The sequence below is a fragment of the Gracilibacillus lacisalsi DSM 19029 genome, from assembly GCF_000377765.1.
Lineage (GTDB): Bacteria > Bacillota > Bacilli > Bacillales > Amphibacillaceae > Gracilibacillus > Gracilibacillus lacisalsi.
In genome coordinates, this window is the sequence record NZ_KB898662.1 from 254,112 (window position 1) to 272,005 (window position 17,894).

General features: G+C 37.3%; 17 protein-coding genes. All 17 read right to left on the reverse strand.

Features of this window, described 5'->3' with window-relative positions; all coding sequences use genetic code 11:
• Positions 1-6 precede the first annotated feature (6 nt).
• The 17 genes from D569_RS0101150 to D569_RS0101235 all read right to left on the reverse strand — a co-directional run bounded on the left by D569_RS0101150 (position 7) and on the right by D569_RS0101235 (position 17,817).
• Positions 7-1,071, reverse strand: coding sequence for a LacI family DNA-binding transcriptional regulator (locus D569_RS0101150; protein ID WP_018930555.1), 1,065 nt, complete (start codon positions 1,069-1,071; stop codon positions 7-9).
• Positions 1,072-1,079: 8 nt separating this feature from the next.
• Positions 1,080-1,964 (reverse strand): carbohydrate ABC transporter permease, encoded by an 885-nt coding sequence (locus tag D569_RS0101155; protein ID WP_018930556.1) that lies wholly within the window; start codon positions 1,962-1,964, stop codon positions 1,080-1,082.
• A 12-nt stretch (positions 1,965-1,976) separates the two neighbouring features.
• Entirely contained in the window at positions 1,977-2,867 is an 891-nt protein-coding gene (locus D569_RS0101160; protein WP_018930557.1) for a carbohydrate ABC transporter permease, read from the reverse strand.
• A 315-nt stretch (positions 2,868-3,182) separates the two neighbouring features.
• On the reverse strand, positions 3,183-4,529 hold the full coding sequence (locus D569_RS0101165; protein WP_018930558.1) for an ABC transporter substrate-binding protein: 1,347 nt from the start codon (positions 4,527-4,529) through the stop codon (positions 3,183-3,185).
• Positions 4,530-4,785: 256 nt separating this feature from the next.
• A complete protein-coding gene (locus D569_RS0101170; protein WP_156822846.1) occupies positions 4,786-5,643 on the reverse strand; it encodes an NAD(P)-dependent oxidoreductase in 858 nt (285 codons plus the stop codon).
• A gap of 34 nt (positions 5,644-5,677) precedes the next feature.
• A complete protein-coding gene (locus D569_RS0101175) occupies positions 5,678-6,373 on the reverse strand; it encodes an RraA family protein (RefSeq protein WP_018930560.1) in 696 nt (231 codons plus the stop codon).
• 276 nt (positions 6,374-6,649) lie between these two features.
• Positions 6,650-7,612 carry a 2-hydroxyacid dehydrogenase gene (locus tag D569_RS0101180; protein ID WP_018930561.1) on the reverse strand — a complete coding sequence of 321 codons (963 nt, stop codon included), beginning with the start codon at positions 7,610-7,612 and terminating at the stop codon, positions 6,650-6,652.
• A 25-nt stretch (positions 7,613-7,637) separates the two neighbouring features.
• A complete protein-coding gene (locus tag D569_RS0101185) occupies positions 7,638-9,128 on the reverse strand; it encodes an aldehyde dehydrogenase family protein (RefSeq protein WP_018930562.1) in 1,491 nt (496 codons plus the stop codon).
• Positions 9,121-10,311 (reverse strand): iron-containing alcohol dehydrogenase, encoded by a 1,191-nt coding sequence (locus tag D569_RS0101190; RefSeq protein ID WP_018930563.1) that lies wholly within the window; start codon positions 10,309-10,311, stop codon positions 9,121-9,123. Before D569_RS0101190 ends, D569_RS0101185 begins: the two co-directional genes overlap by 8 nt.
• Positions 10,312-10,313: 2 nt before the next feature.
• A complete protein-coding gene (locus tag D569_RS0101195; RefSeq protein WP_018930564.1) occupies positions 10,314-11,402 on the reverse strand; it encodes an Ldh family oxidoreductase in 1,089 nt (362 codons plus the stop codon).
• Entirely contained in the window at positions 11,399-12,115 is a 717-nt protein-coding gene (locus D569_RS0101200) for an RraA family protein (protein WP_018930565.1), read from the reverse strand. Before D569_RS0101200 ends, D569_RS0101195 begins: the two co-directional genes overlap by 4 nt.
• A gap of 11 nt (positions 12,116-12,126) precedes the next feature.
• Positions 12,127-12,822 (reverse strand): RraA family protein, encoded by a 696-nt coding sequence (locus D569_RS0101205; protein ID WP_018930566.1) that lies wholly within the window; start codon positions 12,820-12,822, stop codon positions 12,127-12,129.
• Between the two features lie 274 nt (positions 12,823-13,096).
• Positions 13,097-13,798, reverse strand: coding sequence for a YesL family protein (locus D569_RS0101210; RefSeq protein WP_018930567.1), 702 nt, complete (start codon positions 13,796-13,798; stop codon positions 13,097-13,099).
• A 431-nt stretch (positions 13,799-14,229) separates the two neighbouring features.
• Positions 14,230-14,637: a VOC family protein gene (locus tag D569_RS0101215; protein WP_018930568.1), complete on the reverse strand. Its 408-nt coding sequence runs from the start codon at positions 14,635-14,637 to the stop codon at positions 14,230-14,232.
• Positions 14,638-14,771: 134 nt separating this feature from the next.
• Entirely contained in the window at positions 14,772-15,899 is a 1,128-nt protein-coding gene (locus D569_RS0101220) for an MFS transporter (protein ID WP_211216070.1), read from the reverse strand.
• 353 nt (positions 15,900-16,252) lie between these two features.
• Positions 16,253-16,831, reverse strand: a complete 579-nt coding sequence (locus D569_RS0101230; protein ID WP_018930571.1) for a YdcF family protein — start codon at positions 16,829-16,831, stop codon at positions 16,253-16,255.
• A gap of 23 nt (positions 16,832-16,854) precedes the next feature.
• Positions 16,855-17,817 (reverse strand): D-2-hydroxyacid dehydrogenase, encoded by a 963-nt coding sequence (locus D569_RS0101235; RefSeq protein WP_026287179.1) that lies wholly within the window; start codon positions 17,815-17,817, stop codon positions 16,855-16,857.
• Between the last annotated feature and the right edge of the window lie 77 nt (positions 17,818-17,894).

Genomic DNA, 17,894 nt, shown 5'->3' on the forward strand with positions numbered 1-17,894 from the left:
ACCTCCTTATTGTTCTATTTCTTTTGAAGATTCTCTCACTACAAGCTCAGGTTGAAAAATAATATTTTTAATAGTTGCTATTTCTTTTGACTTTATCTCTTTAATCAGAAGCTTAGCTGATTCTTTTCCAATATCATAGGAAGGCTGTTTTATAGTTGTTAGCGGAGGAGCGAGATGCTTAGACCAAATCGTATCATCATAGCCTACAATACCCATTTCACTAGGTACTTTTTTTCCTAGTTTTTTTAATGCCTCTATTAATTCAAGCGTTAACATATTGTTAGTTGAAAAGACTCCATCTATAACTGGGTTCTCTAATAAATATTGCTTAATTTGTTTGTTTGCTTTTCTTAAATTTTCGATCTCTAATATATGAAAAGATTCTTCCGTTAAACCATTAGAAATAAGAGCCTCTTTATAACCTTTAATTCTTTCTTGCCAAGTACTAATATTTTCATTTTTATACGTAATCGCTAATATATACTGACGACCGTTTTCCAGCAGATGATTTACTGCTAGATAGCCACCTTTAACATTATCCACAACTACATTATTTGCCTGAAGACCTTCTATTTTTCGATTAATGACAACCATCGGATATTTATCATGAACTAGTTTTTCATATAACGCTTGATTTCTAACAGTTGGATTAATGACGATTCCATCTACTTGTCTCATCTGAAATTCTTTGATATATTGCTCTTCAAGTTCGGGATCACCATCTGAGTTGCATATCATCAAGTTGTATCCTTCATCCTTACAAGTATCTTCTACACCCTCTAATACATTAAACCAAAATTCATTTCGAAAATTAGATAAAACGATGCCGATCACATTTGTTTTCATGGACTTTAAGCCTTTTGCTAATGCATTGGGGCGATATTCTAATTCTTCTACAACTTTTAAAACTGTTTTAATTGTTTCAGGAGTGTTATGACCATAATTACCGTTTAAAATCCTTGAAACAGTAGTTTTGGATACCCCAGCTTTTTCCGCAACATCAGCTATTGTCACTTTCATAGCTATCACCATTTTCCAAAATTTTATATATTCTATTACTTTTACATCCATTCTACAACTTATCCTTTTAGACCCCCAGTTGTAATACCCTCAATTAAATACTTTTGAAAAAAAATAAACACTCCGAACAAAGGAATTAAAGATAAAGTAGACATGGCAAACATTGGTCCCCAAGCACTCTCACCAGCTGAGTCCAGGAACATTCTAAGTCCCTGTGCTACAGTATACAATTTTATATCGCTAATGTATAATAATTGTCCGAAGAAATCATTCCAGGTCCAGATAAATGTAAAGATCATGGTGGTTACCAAAGCTGGAATCGATAATGGTAGGATTAAATACCAGTAAGTCATGATTTTACTACTACCATCTATCTCTGCTGCTTGCACTAGTTCGTTTGGAATTCCTCTCATAAATTGCACCATGAGAAAAACAAAGAAACCTTCCACTGCAAAGAATTTTGGTAATATAAGAGGATAATACGTATTTATCCAATCTAAATAATTAAACATAATATACTGAGGGATGACCGTAACATGAAAAGGTAGCATTAGGGTTACGAGCATTAAGGCAAATAGAATTGGTTTAAATTTAAATTGTAATTTTGCAAAAGCATAGGCTGCCATAGAACAAGCGACTACATTCCCAATAATCGCTAACAAAACAATTAACATGGTATTGCTAAAAAATAATCCAAACGTGTATCCAGATACCCCTGCCCATCCCTGTGTGTAATTATCGAATGTCCATTCTGCGGGAAAAAATGATACCGAGTTAAAAATCTCAGAGGGATACTTAAAAGAACTACTTACCATCCAAAGCAAAGGATAAAGCATCACCAACCCCAAAACGATAACAAAACAATGAATGATTGTTTTACTTATTTTTCTTTTTTGCTTGGATTGATTCTTGGCTTTTAGTGCATCTCGAGCACTAATTTCCATATTCCATCACCTCTATCCTTGATAATATACCCACTTTTTCGATGTAGCAAAAACTATTGCGGTTGCAATCGAAATTACTATTAATAAAACCCAAGCCATAGCTGATGCATATCCCATCGCAAACTGGGTAAATCCTTTCTGGTAAAGATATAAAGTATAAAATAAGGTTGAATTTAATGGACCACCTGTTCCACCGCTAACAATATATGCAGGAGTAAAAGCTTGAAATGCTCCAATCATCCCCATCACTAAGTTAAAAAAGACTACAGGAGTGATCAAAGGTAATGTAATCGTAAAGAATTGCTTCACTAATCCTGCACCATCGATCTTCGCAGATTCATAAAGTTCAATTGGGACTTGCTTTAACCCAGCAAGAAAAATCACCATGGAAGCACCGAATTGCCAAACCATTAATATAACCAATGTGTATAGTGCCGTACTCGGAGTGGAGATCCAGTTTATCCCCTCCAATCCGAATTTGCCTAAAATATTATTAACTAAACCATTCCCACCAAAAATTTGCCTCCAAAGAATTGCAATAGCTACACTTCCACCAAATAAGGATGGGACATAGTAAACCGCTCGGTATACTCTCAATCCACCAATTCCTTTATTTAATAGAACCGCTATAAATAAGGCAAATGCAAGCTGTAAAGGGACACCTAAACAAACATAGATAACTGTTACTTTTACACTTTGCAGCCACTTTGGATCTGAGAAGAGAGACACGTAATTATCAAACCCTATCCAAGTTGGGGCATTAAACATATCGTAGCTAGTGAATGAAAAATAAAGAGATGCTCCCATTGGAATGGCAGTTAATGTTAATATCCCTATAATCCAAGGTGTTAAAAACAGATAACCTATCCCATTATTTTTCCAAAATAATTTGAATTTTCCCATAGTGGATACTCCTTATTCTTAAATTAAAAAATAGAGGGATTATGCGATATAACTCGTGTTTTCATAATCTTGAAATCCTCATCGTTTGAAATCTATTACTCCAGTGAATAGTTTAAAATGACAATGAACGTCTAAAACATATAGGTATGAGATTATTATGGACAAACTTTGTACTGACAACGTAATATTGTCATTAAAAACTGACACTACTTAAAAGGAATCAGATTCAATTAAGATTGCTAAAATGTAATTTTTACTTTTTCCTAATTGAATCTGATTGGTATCCATTAAAACTTGATTTCATTTCAACTGGAATTATTCTCCTAATATACTTTTTGCCTCATTCATGAAATCTGTTACAGCCTGTTCTACCGACTTTTGCCCAAATGCAATTGCTTCGGCATTGTCGGCAAAAAGCGTTTCTACTTCATTTATACCTTCTGGAGCATAAGGTGCAGGTTCTGCTAATGCAACCGTATTTTGAATATGTTCCACTGCTCTTTGCTCAGGTGGTGTAAGTTCTTCCATAACTAAATTAGAAGCCTCTGTACCAGCTGGAGGACCTTGTTCTGTTTTGAATATTTTTACTGCTTCATCATTACTTACAAAAAACTCAATGAATTTTGCTGCCGCATCTTTATGAGGAGAAGCTTCTGTAATACTGAGATAGGCACCTTCAATATATTCACCATTTGGGCCACCTTCAATATGAGCATGACGCACAATATTAATTTCACCCTCACCCATTTGTTCTTCATATAAATACATTTGATTTGCTGGCAACCCTAGTAATGCTACTTTTTTCGTTGCAAACATATTTGCTTCTAATGGTAAGCCTTCATACTCGTTACTAGTAGCCGCATCAGGAATCACGCCATCCTGTCTCATTTGATCCCACATTGTCCACCAATCTGTTAATACTTGCTCATCAAACCCTAATTTTCCGTCTTCTGTAAAAACATCCTGGCCACTTTGACGTGCAAAATATCTAAATCTTGGTTGTAACTGTCCACCACTTCCATCTTCAACAGCCCAACCATCTTCTCCGATTGCTTCCTTGATTTCATATGCTTTATCGACAAAGTCATCCCAAGTCCAATCATATTCAGGATAATCGACACCTAGATCATCAAAGACTGCTGTATTATATACATATCCCGGCATGGTAATACCTTTGGCTACCATGACAATGTCTTCTCCAACCTTTCCACTATCTAGAGCAGCCTCTGGGAAATCTGATAAATCTAGTTCACCGCTTTCCACCATATCATTCAAAACATGCAGCGCACCTCGTCGAGCATAGTCTGACACATAAAATTGATGCATACTTACAACATCAGGAGCATTTCCACCTGACACCTGTGTCGTTAATCGATCCCAGTAATCCTCCCAGCCTCCAAATTGTCTATCCACTTTTATATTTGGATACTCTTCTTCAAATAAATCAATAATTTCATTATATTTATCATGACGTCCTGTATCTCCCCACCATGAAAAACTTATCTCGATTTGCTCATCTGACTCATTTTCACTTGTGTTTCCTGAGTTATTGTCATTAGATTCACCTTCATTCGTTTCACCGGCATCTTCATTACTTGAGCAACCTACCAACAGCAAAAATGCTAACACAATTATCGATAACAACAATAAATTTCTCTTCATTGTTTTATCTCCCCTTTTTCTTTAATCACCATTAACCAAACAACACTGATAAATGAGCAATAATGGCAGGCTTTTCCGATCACCTCCTTCTTTCATAGCCTCGCTTAACATAAGCTAAATTTTTCTCACGGTCCGGATGGTCGCCTCTTCTGACATAGTAGAATCAAAGAAATAGAAGTGATGGCACGACGATAGTACCCTGATAAATTTTCTTGAGCCAAATGTAGTTAAAAACCTCGCTGATGAAAGTCTTACTTTATCGAATAATGCTTTTACTAATTGCAGCAAAATCTAATTCACTATTTTCTTGCTGGGATGATTTGTACAACTGTAATGCCAAGGATGCTAAAGGTAATACGGAAGTTCTCCCTTCATCTACAGCTATCTGTACGTCTTTTTTCATTAAATTCAGCTTAAAACCAGGTTCAAATTGTTCGTTTACAATTGAATCCAGTTTATTCATCAACATCCACGAAGCTCCAGAACTATTACCAATTACTTCTTTCAACATGGCAGAATCAACTTCTAGTTCTTTTGCTAAACTAATAGCTTCGGAAGTGGCAATCATATGAATACCTGCAAGCATTTGATTGATAGCCTTGATCGCATTACCTGCACCAACTTCTCCAACTAAATACACGTTCTGCGCCATTGCATCTATGACATCTTCTACTTCATTTAATGTCGCTGTTTCACCTCCGGCCATCACCGTTAGCGCACCATTTTCCGCACCAACTGTTCCACCACTAACAGGTGCATCTAACACTCGTATTCCGTGTTCTTGATAGACCGCATGAAGCTTTTTGATGGCATCAGGTGATCCAGAGGTCATTTCTATTAAAATAGCATTCTTTTGGAATGAATCTATGACATCATCTGAAAGTAGTACATCATTCATTTCTTTATCTGTTGGCAGAATGGAAATAACCACTTCACTGTTTCGTAATACTCCTTCTACACTGGAATGAACCTGTGCACCTTGACTTTCAAGAGTCCTTATAGGCTCCGGATTCCTATGTTGCGCAACATGTAGTTCAAACCCTTGTTTTAATACGTTCTGCGCCATCGGTAATCCCATAGCTCCTAATCCAACAAATCCTACTTTTTTCATCATTAATACCTCCAAACAATTTAAACTTATTAAACTATCACTGAACGGTATCGTCTAATTGCCAACCCAATTTTTCATATAATTTTCTTCGGCCTGCTTTATCACCTGTTAGTTCTTGGTGTGCATATTTCGCTACTTCTTTAGCGTACTTACTCGGCACCACTACTACGCCATCACCATCCGCTACCACCACATCATTTGGATAGATCGCAACTCCTCCGATAGCAACTGGAATGTCCTTCTCATAATAGCGAATTCTCGTTTGGTCCATTCCTTGTGAGACGAACTTCGACCATACCGGAATCTTCTGCATGATCACTTCATCCGTGTCGCGAATACCGCCACCATTAGTTAAGTAACCTCTCACTCCTTTTTGCAGATGATCTAACGTATTATTTGAGCCTAATATCCCTACATCTACACCTGCTACATCCATGACAATGAAGTCCCCTTCTTCGATGTCGTTCGCCCATTCATCCGTACACACTTCACCGTAATACCATTTCACCCATTTCGTATAAGCATCTCCTGTTAAATTGGGAACCGGTCCTTCAAAAGGTAAATAACGTGCTGTTCTTGCAATACCGACTACTTTCGTCCGGAATAACGGTCGAATACTATGGTCAACCGTTCCATAACCATGTAAACCGACCCAGTCCATCCCGTCACGTACATCTGTCACACGTAAATCTTTGTACAACTCCAATATTTCTTCTCGATTAAATTCACTCATCTTATATCCGCTCCTTTTTTATTTACTAAAGTGAAACTTCCATCAATGGGTGGGGCTTGACACCCATTGATAAATATTGAAACTTATCTGGGTGTTAGCGTCCGTCATAATGGGGGTCTACGGACGATTAACACCGTGATAAAACGATTTCCAAAACTCAACTAGGTACTTAAGGAACATTTCTACCCATCACCAGTTGTAAAAGAGAATGTATCAGTTACAATTTTGTCTTCCAAACAGTTTTTGGAAATCGTTACACAAACAAACAGAAATATTTTAGATCACTCTATACATTGGGGGCTTATTCTGTAGTACTCTTAGAAGATTTTCCGCTGCGACTTCCTCCATTTTTAAACGTGTTGCAATACTTGCACTCCCTATATGTGGTAGAGTGATAACATTAGGTAACGAAACAAATCGATTTGATTTGTCAATTGGCTCTTCTTCAAAAACGTCAAGACCGGCTGCCCATATTTGGTGATTAGTTAAAGCATGATAGAGAGCATCTTCGTTTACAATTCCACCTCTTGACGTATTAACTAAAATGCAGGTATCTTTCATTAATTGAAATTGTCTTTCTGCAATTAGGTTTTTTGTTTCTTCACTGTACGGAACCATCACACATATAAAATCTGAAGTTTTCAGTAATTCTTCAAATTCTACATATTGAACACCTAATTCTCTTTCAAGTTCCAGTGACCGATTACGATTATGGTAAAGGACGTTCATATTAAATCCTTTTGCACGTCTAGCTAATGCAGATCCAATTCGTCCCATCCCGATAATACCTAAGCTAGCTCCATGTATATCTCTTCCTGTTAATTGCATCGGTGACCAAGTTAACCATTTGTTGGTTGCTATATAATCAACCGCTTCGACAAGGCGACGTGCAGTTGCCATTAACAAAGCAAAGGTTAAATCAGCAGTCGTTTCAGTTAGTATTTCTGGCGTGTTGGTGACAATAATGTTATGTTTCTTAGCCTCTTCAATGTCTATATTGTTAAAACCAACAGCCATATTACTAATCACTTTTAAATGGGGTGCTGAGGCTATTATTTCTTGATCGATTGTTTCCGTGAGTAAACAGTAAAGGCCATCTATCTTACTCACTTCGTCGATAAATACATCTCTTGGAACCGGGATCTCTTCTTGATCCCAGATCGAAATGTCACAATACTTATCTAACCTCTCTATGACACTGTCTTCGATTTTTCTTGTAATATAAATTTTCGGTTTCATGTAAAGCTCTCCTATGGCCATATTCTTAATACTCAACGTACACAGTTTTTAATTCCGTGAAAAATTCTATATTAGAACTCCCTATAGAGAAGGCACCAAACCCTGAACTTTTTGTACCTCCAAACGGTAAGTGTGCTGCACTTGCTGTTCCATGATTAATATGCACCATTCCTGATTCGATTTTTTCAGCACATTGATGTGCAACGGAAAGATCATTGGTGAATACAGATGCCGCCAACCCGTAATCCACATCATTTGCAACAGATAGTGCTTCTTCTACACTGTCTACCTCTGTAATGGTAAGGACAGGACCAAATATCTCCTCTTTTGCTATTCTCATGGAGGCTTTTACGTTATCTAACAACGCCGGCTTCATATATGCACCTTTACTATATTGCTCATCCTCTAAAAGCTCGCCACCATAAATTAGATTCGCCCCTTCTTGAACACCAATTGCAATATAGTTTTGGACACTATCCAAATGACCTTTATTAACTAATGGCCCCATATTAGCATTGTCGTCCCAGGCTGGACCGATTTTTATTTTTTCTAATTGATTGCTTAACGCTTTAACAAGCTCATCTTTTTTGTCCCTTAATACAATCACTCTACTGATCGACGTGCAACGTTGCCCACTACAAGTGCAAGCAGCACTGATAATTTGTTTGGCTACGTGATTTTCGTTGGAATAGTCCAGTACAACAGCAGGGTTTTTACCACCTAATTCTAATTGTGTTTTTGCAAATTTCTTCGAAGCTAATTGATTAATTTGCTGCCCTAATTCCGTAGAACCAGTAAAACTAATCCCTTTCACATCTGGATGAGTAACTAGTGAATCGCCAACAGTTGATCCACTGCCAACAATTAGATTTACTACACCATCTGGAACACCTGCTTCCGTCAGTAACTCCATAATTCTAGCTGAAGTCCACGGAGTGGCTGTTGCAGGCTTATAAACGACTGTGCATCCATACGCTAATGCAGGTGCTATCTTTCTTATTGGTGTAATCATCGGAAAATTCCAAGGGGCAATCTCGGCGATAACACCAACAGGTTTTCTGACAGTGGAATTCCAGACATTTTGCCTTTCTGCAGGTAGTGTTTTTCCTTCCATTCTAAATGCTTCTCCAGCGCAAAAACGTGTTTCCTTGGCAGCACGTAATACTTCACCCATCGATTCATTTAATACTTTTCCTTGCTCTGCAGAAACAATAAAAGAGAGTTCTTGAAGGTTTTCTTCTAACATGTCTGCTACTTTATATAAAATAGCACCTCGTTCCGGTCCTGGTAATACAGACCATGTTTCAAATGCATCATTTGCCGCTGATACAGCTTGATTAACGTCTTCTGGAGTTGATTTAGGAAAATGGGCTAAAGGCTGCTTATTATTGGCAGCATTATATATGGTATAGGTTTCGCCACTTACACTGTTTATCCAATTGCCATTAATATAGTTTCCGTAAGCTTTAGCTTGGTGATTTTCGAGAAAATGTAACATTTTTTCTCCATTATTCATTACACGTTTCACTCCTTACTTCATCCATGACAGATCTACAAATATTCTTAAAGTCTTCTATAGTTGGTTTGACAGGGTTGATAGGAGTATTTCCCGATAACATAGCTTCTTCAGCTATTTCTTCAAGATCTTCTTCTGTTACATTAAAATCAGATAGGTTTTGCTTTATACCGATGTCTTTCTTTAATCTCCTAATAGCATCTACGGCTTTTCGAGCAGCTTCCAAGTCGGAGAGTCCATCTACTTTCTCTCCGAATATCTTTGCAATTTCAATGAATTTTTGAGTATTACCAACCAAGTTGAATTGCATGACTTCTGGCAACAATATTGCATTCACTACCCCATGTGGAATATTGAATTTCGCACCAAGCGGAATAGCTAAAGAGTGCGCTAAACCTAGCCGTGTTGTATTGAATGCCATAGCCGCCATAGTACTTGCCAATAACATATCTTTTCTAGCTGCCAAATTCTCCCCTTGCACAACAGCTAGCCTTAAACCTCTGGAAATTAGTTTCATTGATTCTACTGATAATGCTTCAGATATAGGTTGCGTTTCTTTATTCACAAAAGATTCTAACGCATGTGTTAAGGCATCCATACCTGTTGCAGCTGTAATATGAGGAGGTAACGTTAGAGTTAATTCTGGATCAACTAGTGCGATGGTGGGACAATTAAACATACTACCAACACTTAATTTTGCTTTTGCTTTTTTATCTGACAAAACCGAAAATCTCGTAATTTCACTACCAGTCCCTGCTGTTGTTGGAATCGCTATAACTGGCTTACCTTGTGAAGGAACTTTGTCTAAACCAACATAATCCCGAATATCTCCACCATTTCCTAGTAAAATTCCAACCGATTTAGCAATATCAAGTGAGCTTCCACCACCAACACCAATCACGACATCACATTGATTTTCTTTAGCTTGATAAAAAGCTTTATCTACAGACTCTATCGTTGCCTCTGTGCCAATATCACTAAATATGTGATAAGGTATATTTGCTTTTTTTATCGTGCTCTCAATTTTTTCGATAATACCAGCTTTTAAAACGCCTGGATCTCCTACAATAAGCACTTTATTCCCATTTACCTCATCAACATATTTTGCTAGATGTTGAACATAACCAGAGCCAAACTCAATTTTCGTTGGCATTTCATATTGAAATTCATCCCTAACGAGCATGACTAGACACCTTCACTTTCTGTATGATTCGCTATTAATGCATCACTTAAAGATACGCCATACTTCATCCCTATTTCTGTTAATTCCTTTTCTACTTGTAATGGTAAAATAATCCCATTCTTTTTTCTTTGTTCAGAAATTTTCCTTTCAATTTCACCTGGTATTAAAATTTCGTCGACATCTTCTGCCTTTGGTTCAGATTTAATATCACTAATATATAAGTCCATTCTTCGCTTAAATTCCGTAATATTGATAAATTGATTAATATCGATCGTGATAAAAAAGTGACCAACATTTTGAGGCTTCTCCCAATTTTCATACATATTATTCACATATTTACCGAAGCCAGCACCCGTAAGAACACCTGACAATATATCGATAAACATGGAAATACCGTATCCTTTTGGCCCGCCTAATGGTAAAACAGAACCCTCTAGTGCTTCTTCTGCATTTGTTGTAGGCTTTCCGTTTTTATCAACAGCCCATCCAATTGGAATGCTTTCACCTTTTTGTGCCGCAACAATTATTTTCCCTCTTGCCACAACACTTGTAGCCATGTCTAAAATAAATGGCTGATATGCACCACATGGAATGCCAACAGCTAAAGGATTTGTTCCGATAAAGGGTCGCACGCCCCCTGTTGGCGGCATTGTTTGAGAGGCATTTGACATAATAATAGTTATAAAATCTTGCTTTAAGGCTTTTAATGCGTAATATGCTCCTGTGCCAAAATGATTCGAGTTTTTTACACCTACCACTCCAACACCGTTTGTTTTTGCTTTTTCCATTGCTAGTTGAAGTGCCTGCTCTCCTACCACTGCTCCAAAATGATTTCCTCCATCTACTAAAGCTGTGGACCCATTCTCCTGTTCTATACGGATATTTGCAGATGGGTTAATCATATTTTTTTCTACTCTTTTTAAGTAAATAGCTGTTCGAACTACACCGTGTGAATCTACACCACGTAAGTCAGCTTGAACTAGTGATGCTGCTACAATATCCGCTTGTTTCTTCAACACTCCTGCATGAACAAATACAGTCGCACAAAAATCTTGCAACCTTTTGTAGCTATATTTATTGAGGGAGGTCATCTCCATTCACACCCTTTATTTTTTAAAGCTGCATCTACCCAACTTCTATCTACAAGGTCATTTTCTATAGCTTGAAAAGTTTCTAATTCTTTTTTTTCTTGGGTTTTAACTAGTTTGAGTACGTCTTCTGTTAGTTCTTGCGGAATGGAAACAACCCCATCCTCATCACCTAAGATTAAATCTCCCGGATTGATCACCATACCATCTATGGATAAAGGGACGTTTATTTCTCCAGGTCCATCTTTGTATGGCCCTCTATGTGTTACACCTTTGGCATACACCGGGAAATCACCATTCAAAAAGGCTGCTGAATCACGAATGGCTCCATTGATAACAAAACCTTTAATCTCTTTTTTTTTCGATAATTCCAACATGATTTCACCAACAATCGCATTTGTTGTATCACCACCAGCATCGACCACTAAAACATCACCGGGTTCTGCTATGTCGATAGCTTTGTGAACCATTAAATTATCTCCCGGCCTTGTTTTTACTGTTAGTGCAGCCCCTAGGAGCTTTCCACTCTTATAAAAAGGCTTCAGGTCTGACCCACCAGAAAACATCCTGTTCATATTATCGCTCACATGTGGTGTCACAACGTTTTCGAACCTTTTGATCACTTCTTGACTAACTTTTGCATTCCTTTTTAAAATTCTAAACCCTAAATTCTCCAACCTTCCTTCACCTCTTTTGCCTACTTGTTCACCTAACAATTTAGAGTAGATTACTGAACGGTATCATCCAACTCCCAACCCAATTTTTCATATAATTTTCGGCGTCCTGCTTTATCACCTGTTAGTTCTTGGTGTGCATATTTCGCTACTTCTTTAGCGTACTTACTCGGTACCACTACTACGCCATCACCATCCGCTACCACCACATCATTTGGATAGATCGCAACTCCTCCGATAGCTACCGGAATATCCTTCTCATAATAGCGGATTCTCGTTTGATCCATTCCTTGTGAGACAAACTTCGACCAGACCGGAATCTTCTGCATGATCACTTCATCCGTGTCGCGAATACCTCCACCATTAGTTAGGTATCCTCTCACTCCTTTATGCAGATGATCTAAGGTATTATTCGAGCCTAATATCCCTACATCTACACCTGCTACATCCATGACAATAAAGTCCCCTTCTTCAATGTCGTTCGCCCATTCATCAGTACAAACTTCACCGTAATACCACTTCACCCATTTCGTATAGGCATCACCTGTTAAATTAGGGACGGGACCTTCAAATGGTAGATACCGTGCTGTTCTTGCAATACCTACCACTTTTGTTCGGAATAAAGGTCGTATACTATGGTCAACCGTGCCATAACCATGTAGTCCTACCCAGTCCATCCCGTCGCGTACATCCGTCACGCGTAAATCTTTGTACAACTCCAATATTTCTGTTCGATTAAATTCACTCATCTTTATTCGCTCCTTTTTCATTTGATAAATCGATTTCCAAAAGCCCTTACATTTCTAGATATTAAAAAACTCGCCTCTTCATTTTGAATAAAACCATTGTAAGTATTATCATGAATTTTTTAACCAAAAAACTTGATATATCAGAGATATAGTTAAATACCTACAAATTTCAAAAAATGCAAGTCATTTTGTGTTGTTTCATTATTAGTTTGTTATTTCTTGGAAATCGATTTCTAAAAGTGAGTAGCTAACCTTTTTTAAGGTTATATTTTCATTATATTGAGCGATTTTTCATTAATTCCACTTTTCTATAAATTTTATAAAAACCACTGAATGTGACAAAAGCGATAGAAGAACCTAATAAAAATAGAAGCAAGTAAGGTGCATATAGAAAACATATATATATAATAGTTAGATTAAACACCCCAAGAGACACCGTTAAAAAAGGATTTGTAATGACCATAATGATAGAATTTTTGATCAAATCTATTATTTTTAATTCGTAATGAACAAGTGAGCAAATTAAAAAGAGTGTAATCATGAGAAGTACTACGCCAAGAATAATGAAGAATAGTGCTAAAGAGGTGCTAATGTTAGTGGTGAAATAATAGTAATCAACTGCATATATCATCCAAAAAATTTCGATGATAAATCCAGTAACTATACTTATTTTATAATGTTCCTTGAAGTAGCTTATATAAGATTGAATTACAGGCGTCGATTCATCATCCATTGCCCATTTTCTTACTACAGCAAATAAAGCACTAGTAGCAGGAAACGTAACAAATGGTGCTAGGATAAACAATAATATGATGATACTAGTAACTTGTTGACTACTAGGTGCAAAGCTTATATTAACACTAAACAAGATCACAGGTAGATTGAAAAGCAGCCACATCATATTAGCGGAAAACAATCTAGTAATCCATTCTGAAATAAATTGAATTAGTTTCGTAAGTCCACCCTCTATATTCATCTAGTATTCCTCCCATCACTTTGTGAACGTTATCATTTTTGATCTCAAGTATAAACAACTAATATAGAGAAAAATATATACTAAGTATTAAATAAGATATGATGCTATTACTATATTATTCATCAGAGTATAGCTAAAACGCCGTCAATATTACACCATTACACAGACAACAAAAACCCCGACTAACAAAATTTTAGTCAGGGTCATTGTTTATCATAATTAATTCTACATTTCTCTTGTTTTTTATAGTATTCCGATTTTTAACAATTTATAATTATAAAAACATGACACGTCAGTATTCTTGTTCAGTATCAGTCTCTACATTCCGGGAGATCGAAGGTAATATATCCACTCCTCGAAAATGTTACCGCACATTGAACGAACATTTTTATAATGAACAAGAGTTTCATGAAGAATGGAGATGGATAAGCCTATTTATTTAATTGCGGAGAATCTGGATGTAGTTGCATGAATTCAACCCGGTTACCATCTGGGTCTTTTACCCAACATTGATAATTTAAATCTAATCCTTGCTGTGGCTCTATATCTAATGTTAACCCTTTTTCTTTTAAGTGGGCTGCAATTTCATGTATATCGTCTACCTCTAAACACAAATGATTATAACCAATAGTCTCACCATCTATGGTAGTTTGTTTCTTACCTCCATAGAATAATTCGATAAATTGTCCTTCACAAACTTTTAAATAAATAATCCACGGCTCATTATCTTGATTATGTAATTCAAACAGCTTTTCGAAACCCAATTGATCACAATAAAACGCTAATGATCTCTCCATATTTTGAACAGTAAACGCAGTATGACTGATACCTTTAATCATCTTTTCTCCCCCTCTTTTCCATTGTTATCGCTTTCTTGATTTTAACACATTACTCAGATTCCTAACAAAAAGTAGCTGCTGAGAAATACGTCTCAACAGCCTGAAAATTCGTCTTATTTTATTCATCAATCTTCTCAAACTGCTTCTTGCTCCCGAACTTTCCTATCTTTCACCAACAAATATACATACAACAAAATCGAAATCGTCGCTGAGACGGCACCTGTCATGTAAATATAGCTGTAACCAAAACCGGAAGCAATGAAACCAAATCCAATCGCACCAACTCCAACACCTAAATCAAAGAAAGAAAAGAAAGTCGCATTTGCCATTCCTTTTCGATTATCAGGCGACTGATTTACCGCCCATGCTTGAAGTGCAGGTTGTACGGTACCAAATCCTAACCCATACAAAGCTGCTGCTGTATAGAGAACAAGAGAATTTGGTAGCCAAGCTAATAACACCATGGCGATTAAAATTAAAAACGTCCCTGGCAGAAACACAACTATATGCCCTTTTTTATCGTACAATTGTCCGGCAAATGTTCTCGTGATCATTAAGAAAATCGCAAAAACTAAAAAGTAAACTTCGATTCCTGCAATTCCCTCTTGTTCCGTATATAACGGCAGAAATGAAGCAATTCCACCAAAACATGTCGTAATAAAAAATAATAGTAATGAAGGTCGCAATGCCTTTTTTTCCAATACATCGAACCTTGGAGCAACTACCTTTTTCGCCTCTGGGTCAACAGGCTTATATCTAATTTGACTAGACAACAAAAGCGCTACTAATCCTAATGCTGAACAAATTAAAAACAAGGTCGTAAATGAAATATAACCGTATAAAGTAAGTCCTAATGCTGGTCCGAAGGCAAGTGCAATATTACCGGATAAACCGAAATAGCCCATTCCTTCTCCCCGTCTGCTTTCTGGAATCAAATCTGTCGCAATAGTACCAGTAGCTGTTGTCGAGAAGCCCCAACCTAACCCTTGGACACAACGCATAATAAACAAAAAGACAATACTAGTAATAAATGCATAAGATCCAATGGAAATAACAAAAATCCCCAGACCAATCATATAGACAAACTGCCTTCCCCTAGTTTCCAACGCATGTCCGGCAGTCGGACGTAAAAGTAATGCAGAGAAAGTAAAAATACCAGTAATAATGCCTATAAACTCATCACTTCCGCCTAAATGCTGGACAAACAGTGGAATCGTTGGCAACGTCATCTGAAATCCTAAAAAGATAAAAAAATTTGCCATACATATCAAGGCAAAATCCTTCGTCCAAATCTTCTCTTTTTTCTTTAGCGATTGACTCACAAGCAGGACTCCTTTATTTCGATAGTCGAAACATATTATAACGCAAGAAACATGCCGATGAAAACATTATGCCTATTAAGTAAGGTATATCCTATAACGTATTGGTAAAAAATGATACATGTACTTCGGAGAAAGAAAGGGTCATGGAATATGTGGTGGTGGATAGCCGGTGGAATAATGTCTTCGGTAACGTTCGTGTTATATTGCTGTCTAGTAGTAGCTGGCAGGGCTGATGAAGCAATGGAACAGTATATGAAAAGGAAGTAGGGTTTGGTATCCTACTTCCTTTTTGGTTATAGTCGCAAAAGTTCCCAAATAAATTTTAGTACCTCACTTGCTCCGTGCTTTCTTGTTTCATGATCCTTCCACCAATTCTTGTCATAAACATCTTCACGAACAGGGACGGAAATGACTTCGATATTTTCATCTTTCAATGTTTTTTGGAAGATCCATTTCGCTCTCGCTGAGTGATATTTGTTGGTTACAAGAAGTAAGGTATCAACGTTCAACTGACGCAGCAAAGGGATGGACAGTTCGGCCTCTTCTCTCGTACTTGTTACTTCTTTAAAGGAGTGGATAGCATCTGCTGGCACATCTAATTCGATCAAATGCTCTGTCATAATCTCTGATGTGTATGTTTCCCAACCTACAAGGGCACCAGTGACGATAATGGTATCACTCCATCCTTCATGGTAAAGCTTAGCTGCCTCTGTTTCTCGCTCCCCTTTTCCACCGCTTAATACTAAAATAGCGTCTGCTTTTTTTGGTTGTTGTTCTAACACCAGAAGTTTATGTAAATTAAATAAGATAATCAACCCAATTACTAGCAATAATAGAGGAACCGAAAGGAACATCCACTTTTTCCACCCCATACCACCACTCCCGAACCGATATTTTAATATCCCTTATCATAATCTACAATATTTACATTTGGTGCACTAAACTCAAGATAATGCCTTAAATTCGGAATGAAAATATCTCGAATGACACGCTCTGTATAGTGTTCTGTTGCTCCAGCTGTGTGCGGTGTTACGATAACATTCTCCATCGTCCATAATGGACTGTCTTCCGGTAAGGGTTCCGTCTCAAACACATCAAGTCCAGCTCCAGCAATTTCTTGATTTTCCAACGCTTGAATTAGCTCATCCTCTTTCACAATCGGTCCTCTTCCAATATTAATGAGAAAAGCACTATTTTTCATTAGATGGAACTCTTTTGCCCCGAACATGCCAGTTGTTTCCTCTGTTAATGGAAGTGTAATAACGACATAGTCACATAAAGGTAAAAGGTCAGCCAATTGATCGGGAGTATACATTTCGTCAACATGTTCAGCTGGTTTCCCTGAGTGACGAACACCAAGAACTTTCATACCAAAGGCTTTTGCAATTTTGGCTGTTTCCTGGCCAATCGCACCAACACCTATTATACCGACCGTTTTCTCGTGAATTTCTAATTTTAGCCCAGCATTGTGCCACGTTTGCTCCTGTTGTTGGCGCACATATGTATGAATTTTCCGTGTTAATCCAAGCATAAGGGCAAAGATTGTTTCAGAAATCGGGTAAGCATGAACACCATTTGCACTTGTCAATGTCACCTTTTTGGCTTGTAATGCATCAAGTGGAAGGCTATTTACTCCTGCACTCCAAGTTTGAATCCACTTTAAGTGATCATTTTTCTCCAACAAAAACGGGGCAACAGCTCTTTTCCAATGGAGCACGACTTCTGCTTGGACAAGTTCATCCGCAATTTTTTCTGTATCTTTGTTTGCGATAACGTTCCAGTCAGGGACTACCTGCTTAATTTCGTTGAACAGGTTTTCAGCTATGTTCATGTTAATAACGAGTGTTCGCTTCATGATAAAACCTCCCATTCTATAAATCTATCTTGATTTATATGTAGTTTATCATGTTTTTTGAATTGATTGGAACGGATTGC

Excerpts from the sequence above, each read along its gene's own strand:
- D569_RS0101165 (WP_018930558.1), bottom strand. The coding sequence starts at position 4,529 with ATGAAGAGAAATTTATTGTTGTTATCGATAATTGTGTTAGCATTTTTG.
- D569_RS0101190 (WP_018930563.1), bottom strand. The coding sequence starts at position 10,311 with ATGCTCGTTAGGGATGAATTTCAATATGAAATGCCAACGAAAATTGAG.
- D569_RS0101195 (WP_018930564.1), bottom strand. The coding sequence starts at position 11,402 with ATGACCTCCCTCAATAAATATAGCTACAAAAGGTTGCAAGATTTTTGT.
- D569_RS0101230 (WP_018930571.1), bottom strand. The coding sequence starts at position 16,831 with ATGGGGTGGAAAAAGTGGATGTTCCTTTCGGTTCCTCTATTATTGCTA.
- D569_RS0101170 (WP_156822846.1), bottom strand. The coding sequence starts at position 5,643 with ATGATGAAAAAAGTAGGATTTGTTGGATTAGGAGCTATGGGATTACCG.
- D569_RS0101210 (WP_018930567.1), bottom strand. The coding sequence starts at position 13,798 with ATGAATATAGAGGGTGGACTTACGAAACTAATTCAATTTATTTCAGAA.
- D569_RS0101175 (WP_018930560.1), bottom strand. The coding sequence starts at position 6,373 with ATGAGTGAATTTAATCGAGAAGAAATATTGGAGTTGTACAAAGATTTA.
- D569_RS0101150 (WP_018930555.1), bottom strand. The coding sequence starts at position 1,071 with ATGGATGTAAAAGTAATAGAATATATAAAATTTTGGAAAATGGTGATA.
- D569_RS0101205 (WP_018930566.1), bottom strand. The coding sequence starts at position 12,822 with ATGAGTGAATTTAATCGAACAGAAATATTGGAGTTGTACAAAGATTTA.
- D569_RS0101215 (WP_018930568.1), bottom strand. The coding sequence starts at position 14,637 with ATGATTAAAGGTATCAGTCATACTGCGTTTACTGTTCAAAATATGGAG.
- D569_RS0101160 (WP_018930557.1), bottom strand. The coding sequence starts at position 2,867 with ATGGGAAAATTCAAATTATTTTGGAAAAATAATGGGATAGGTTATCTG.
- D569_RS0101155 (WP_018930556.1), bottom strand. The coding sequence starts at position 1,964 with ATGGAAATTAGTGCTCGAGATGCACTAAAAGCCAAGAATCAATCCAAG.
- D569_RS0101220 (WP_211216070.1), bottom strand. The coding sequence starts at position 15,899 with ATGGCAAATTTTTTTATCTTTTTAGGATTTCAGATGACGTTGCCAACG.
- D569_RS0101180 (WP_018930561.1), bottom strand. The coding sequence starts at position 7,612 with ATGAAACCGAAAATTTATATTACAAGAAAAATCGAAGACAGTGTCATA.
- D569_RS0101185 (WP_018930562.1), bottom strand. The coding sequence starts at position 9,128 with ATGAATAATGGAGAAAAAATGTTACATTTTCTCGAAAATCACCAAGCT.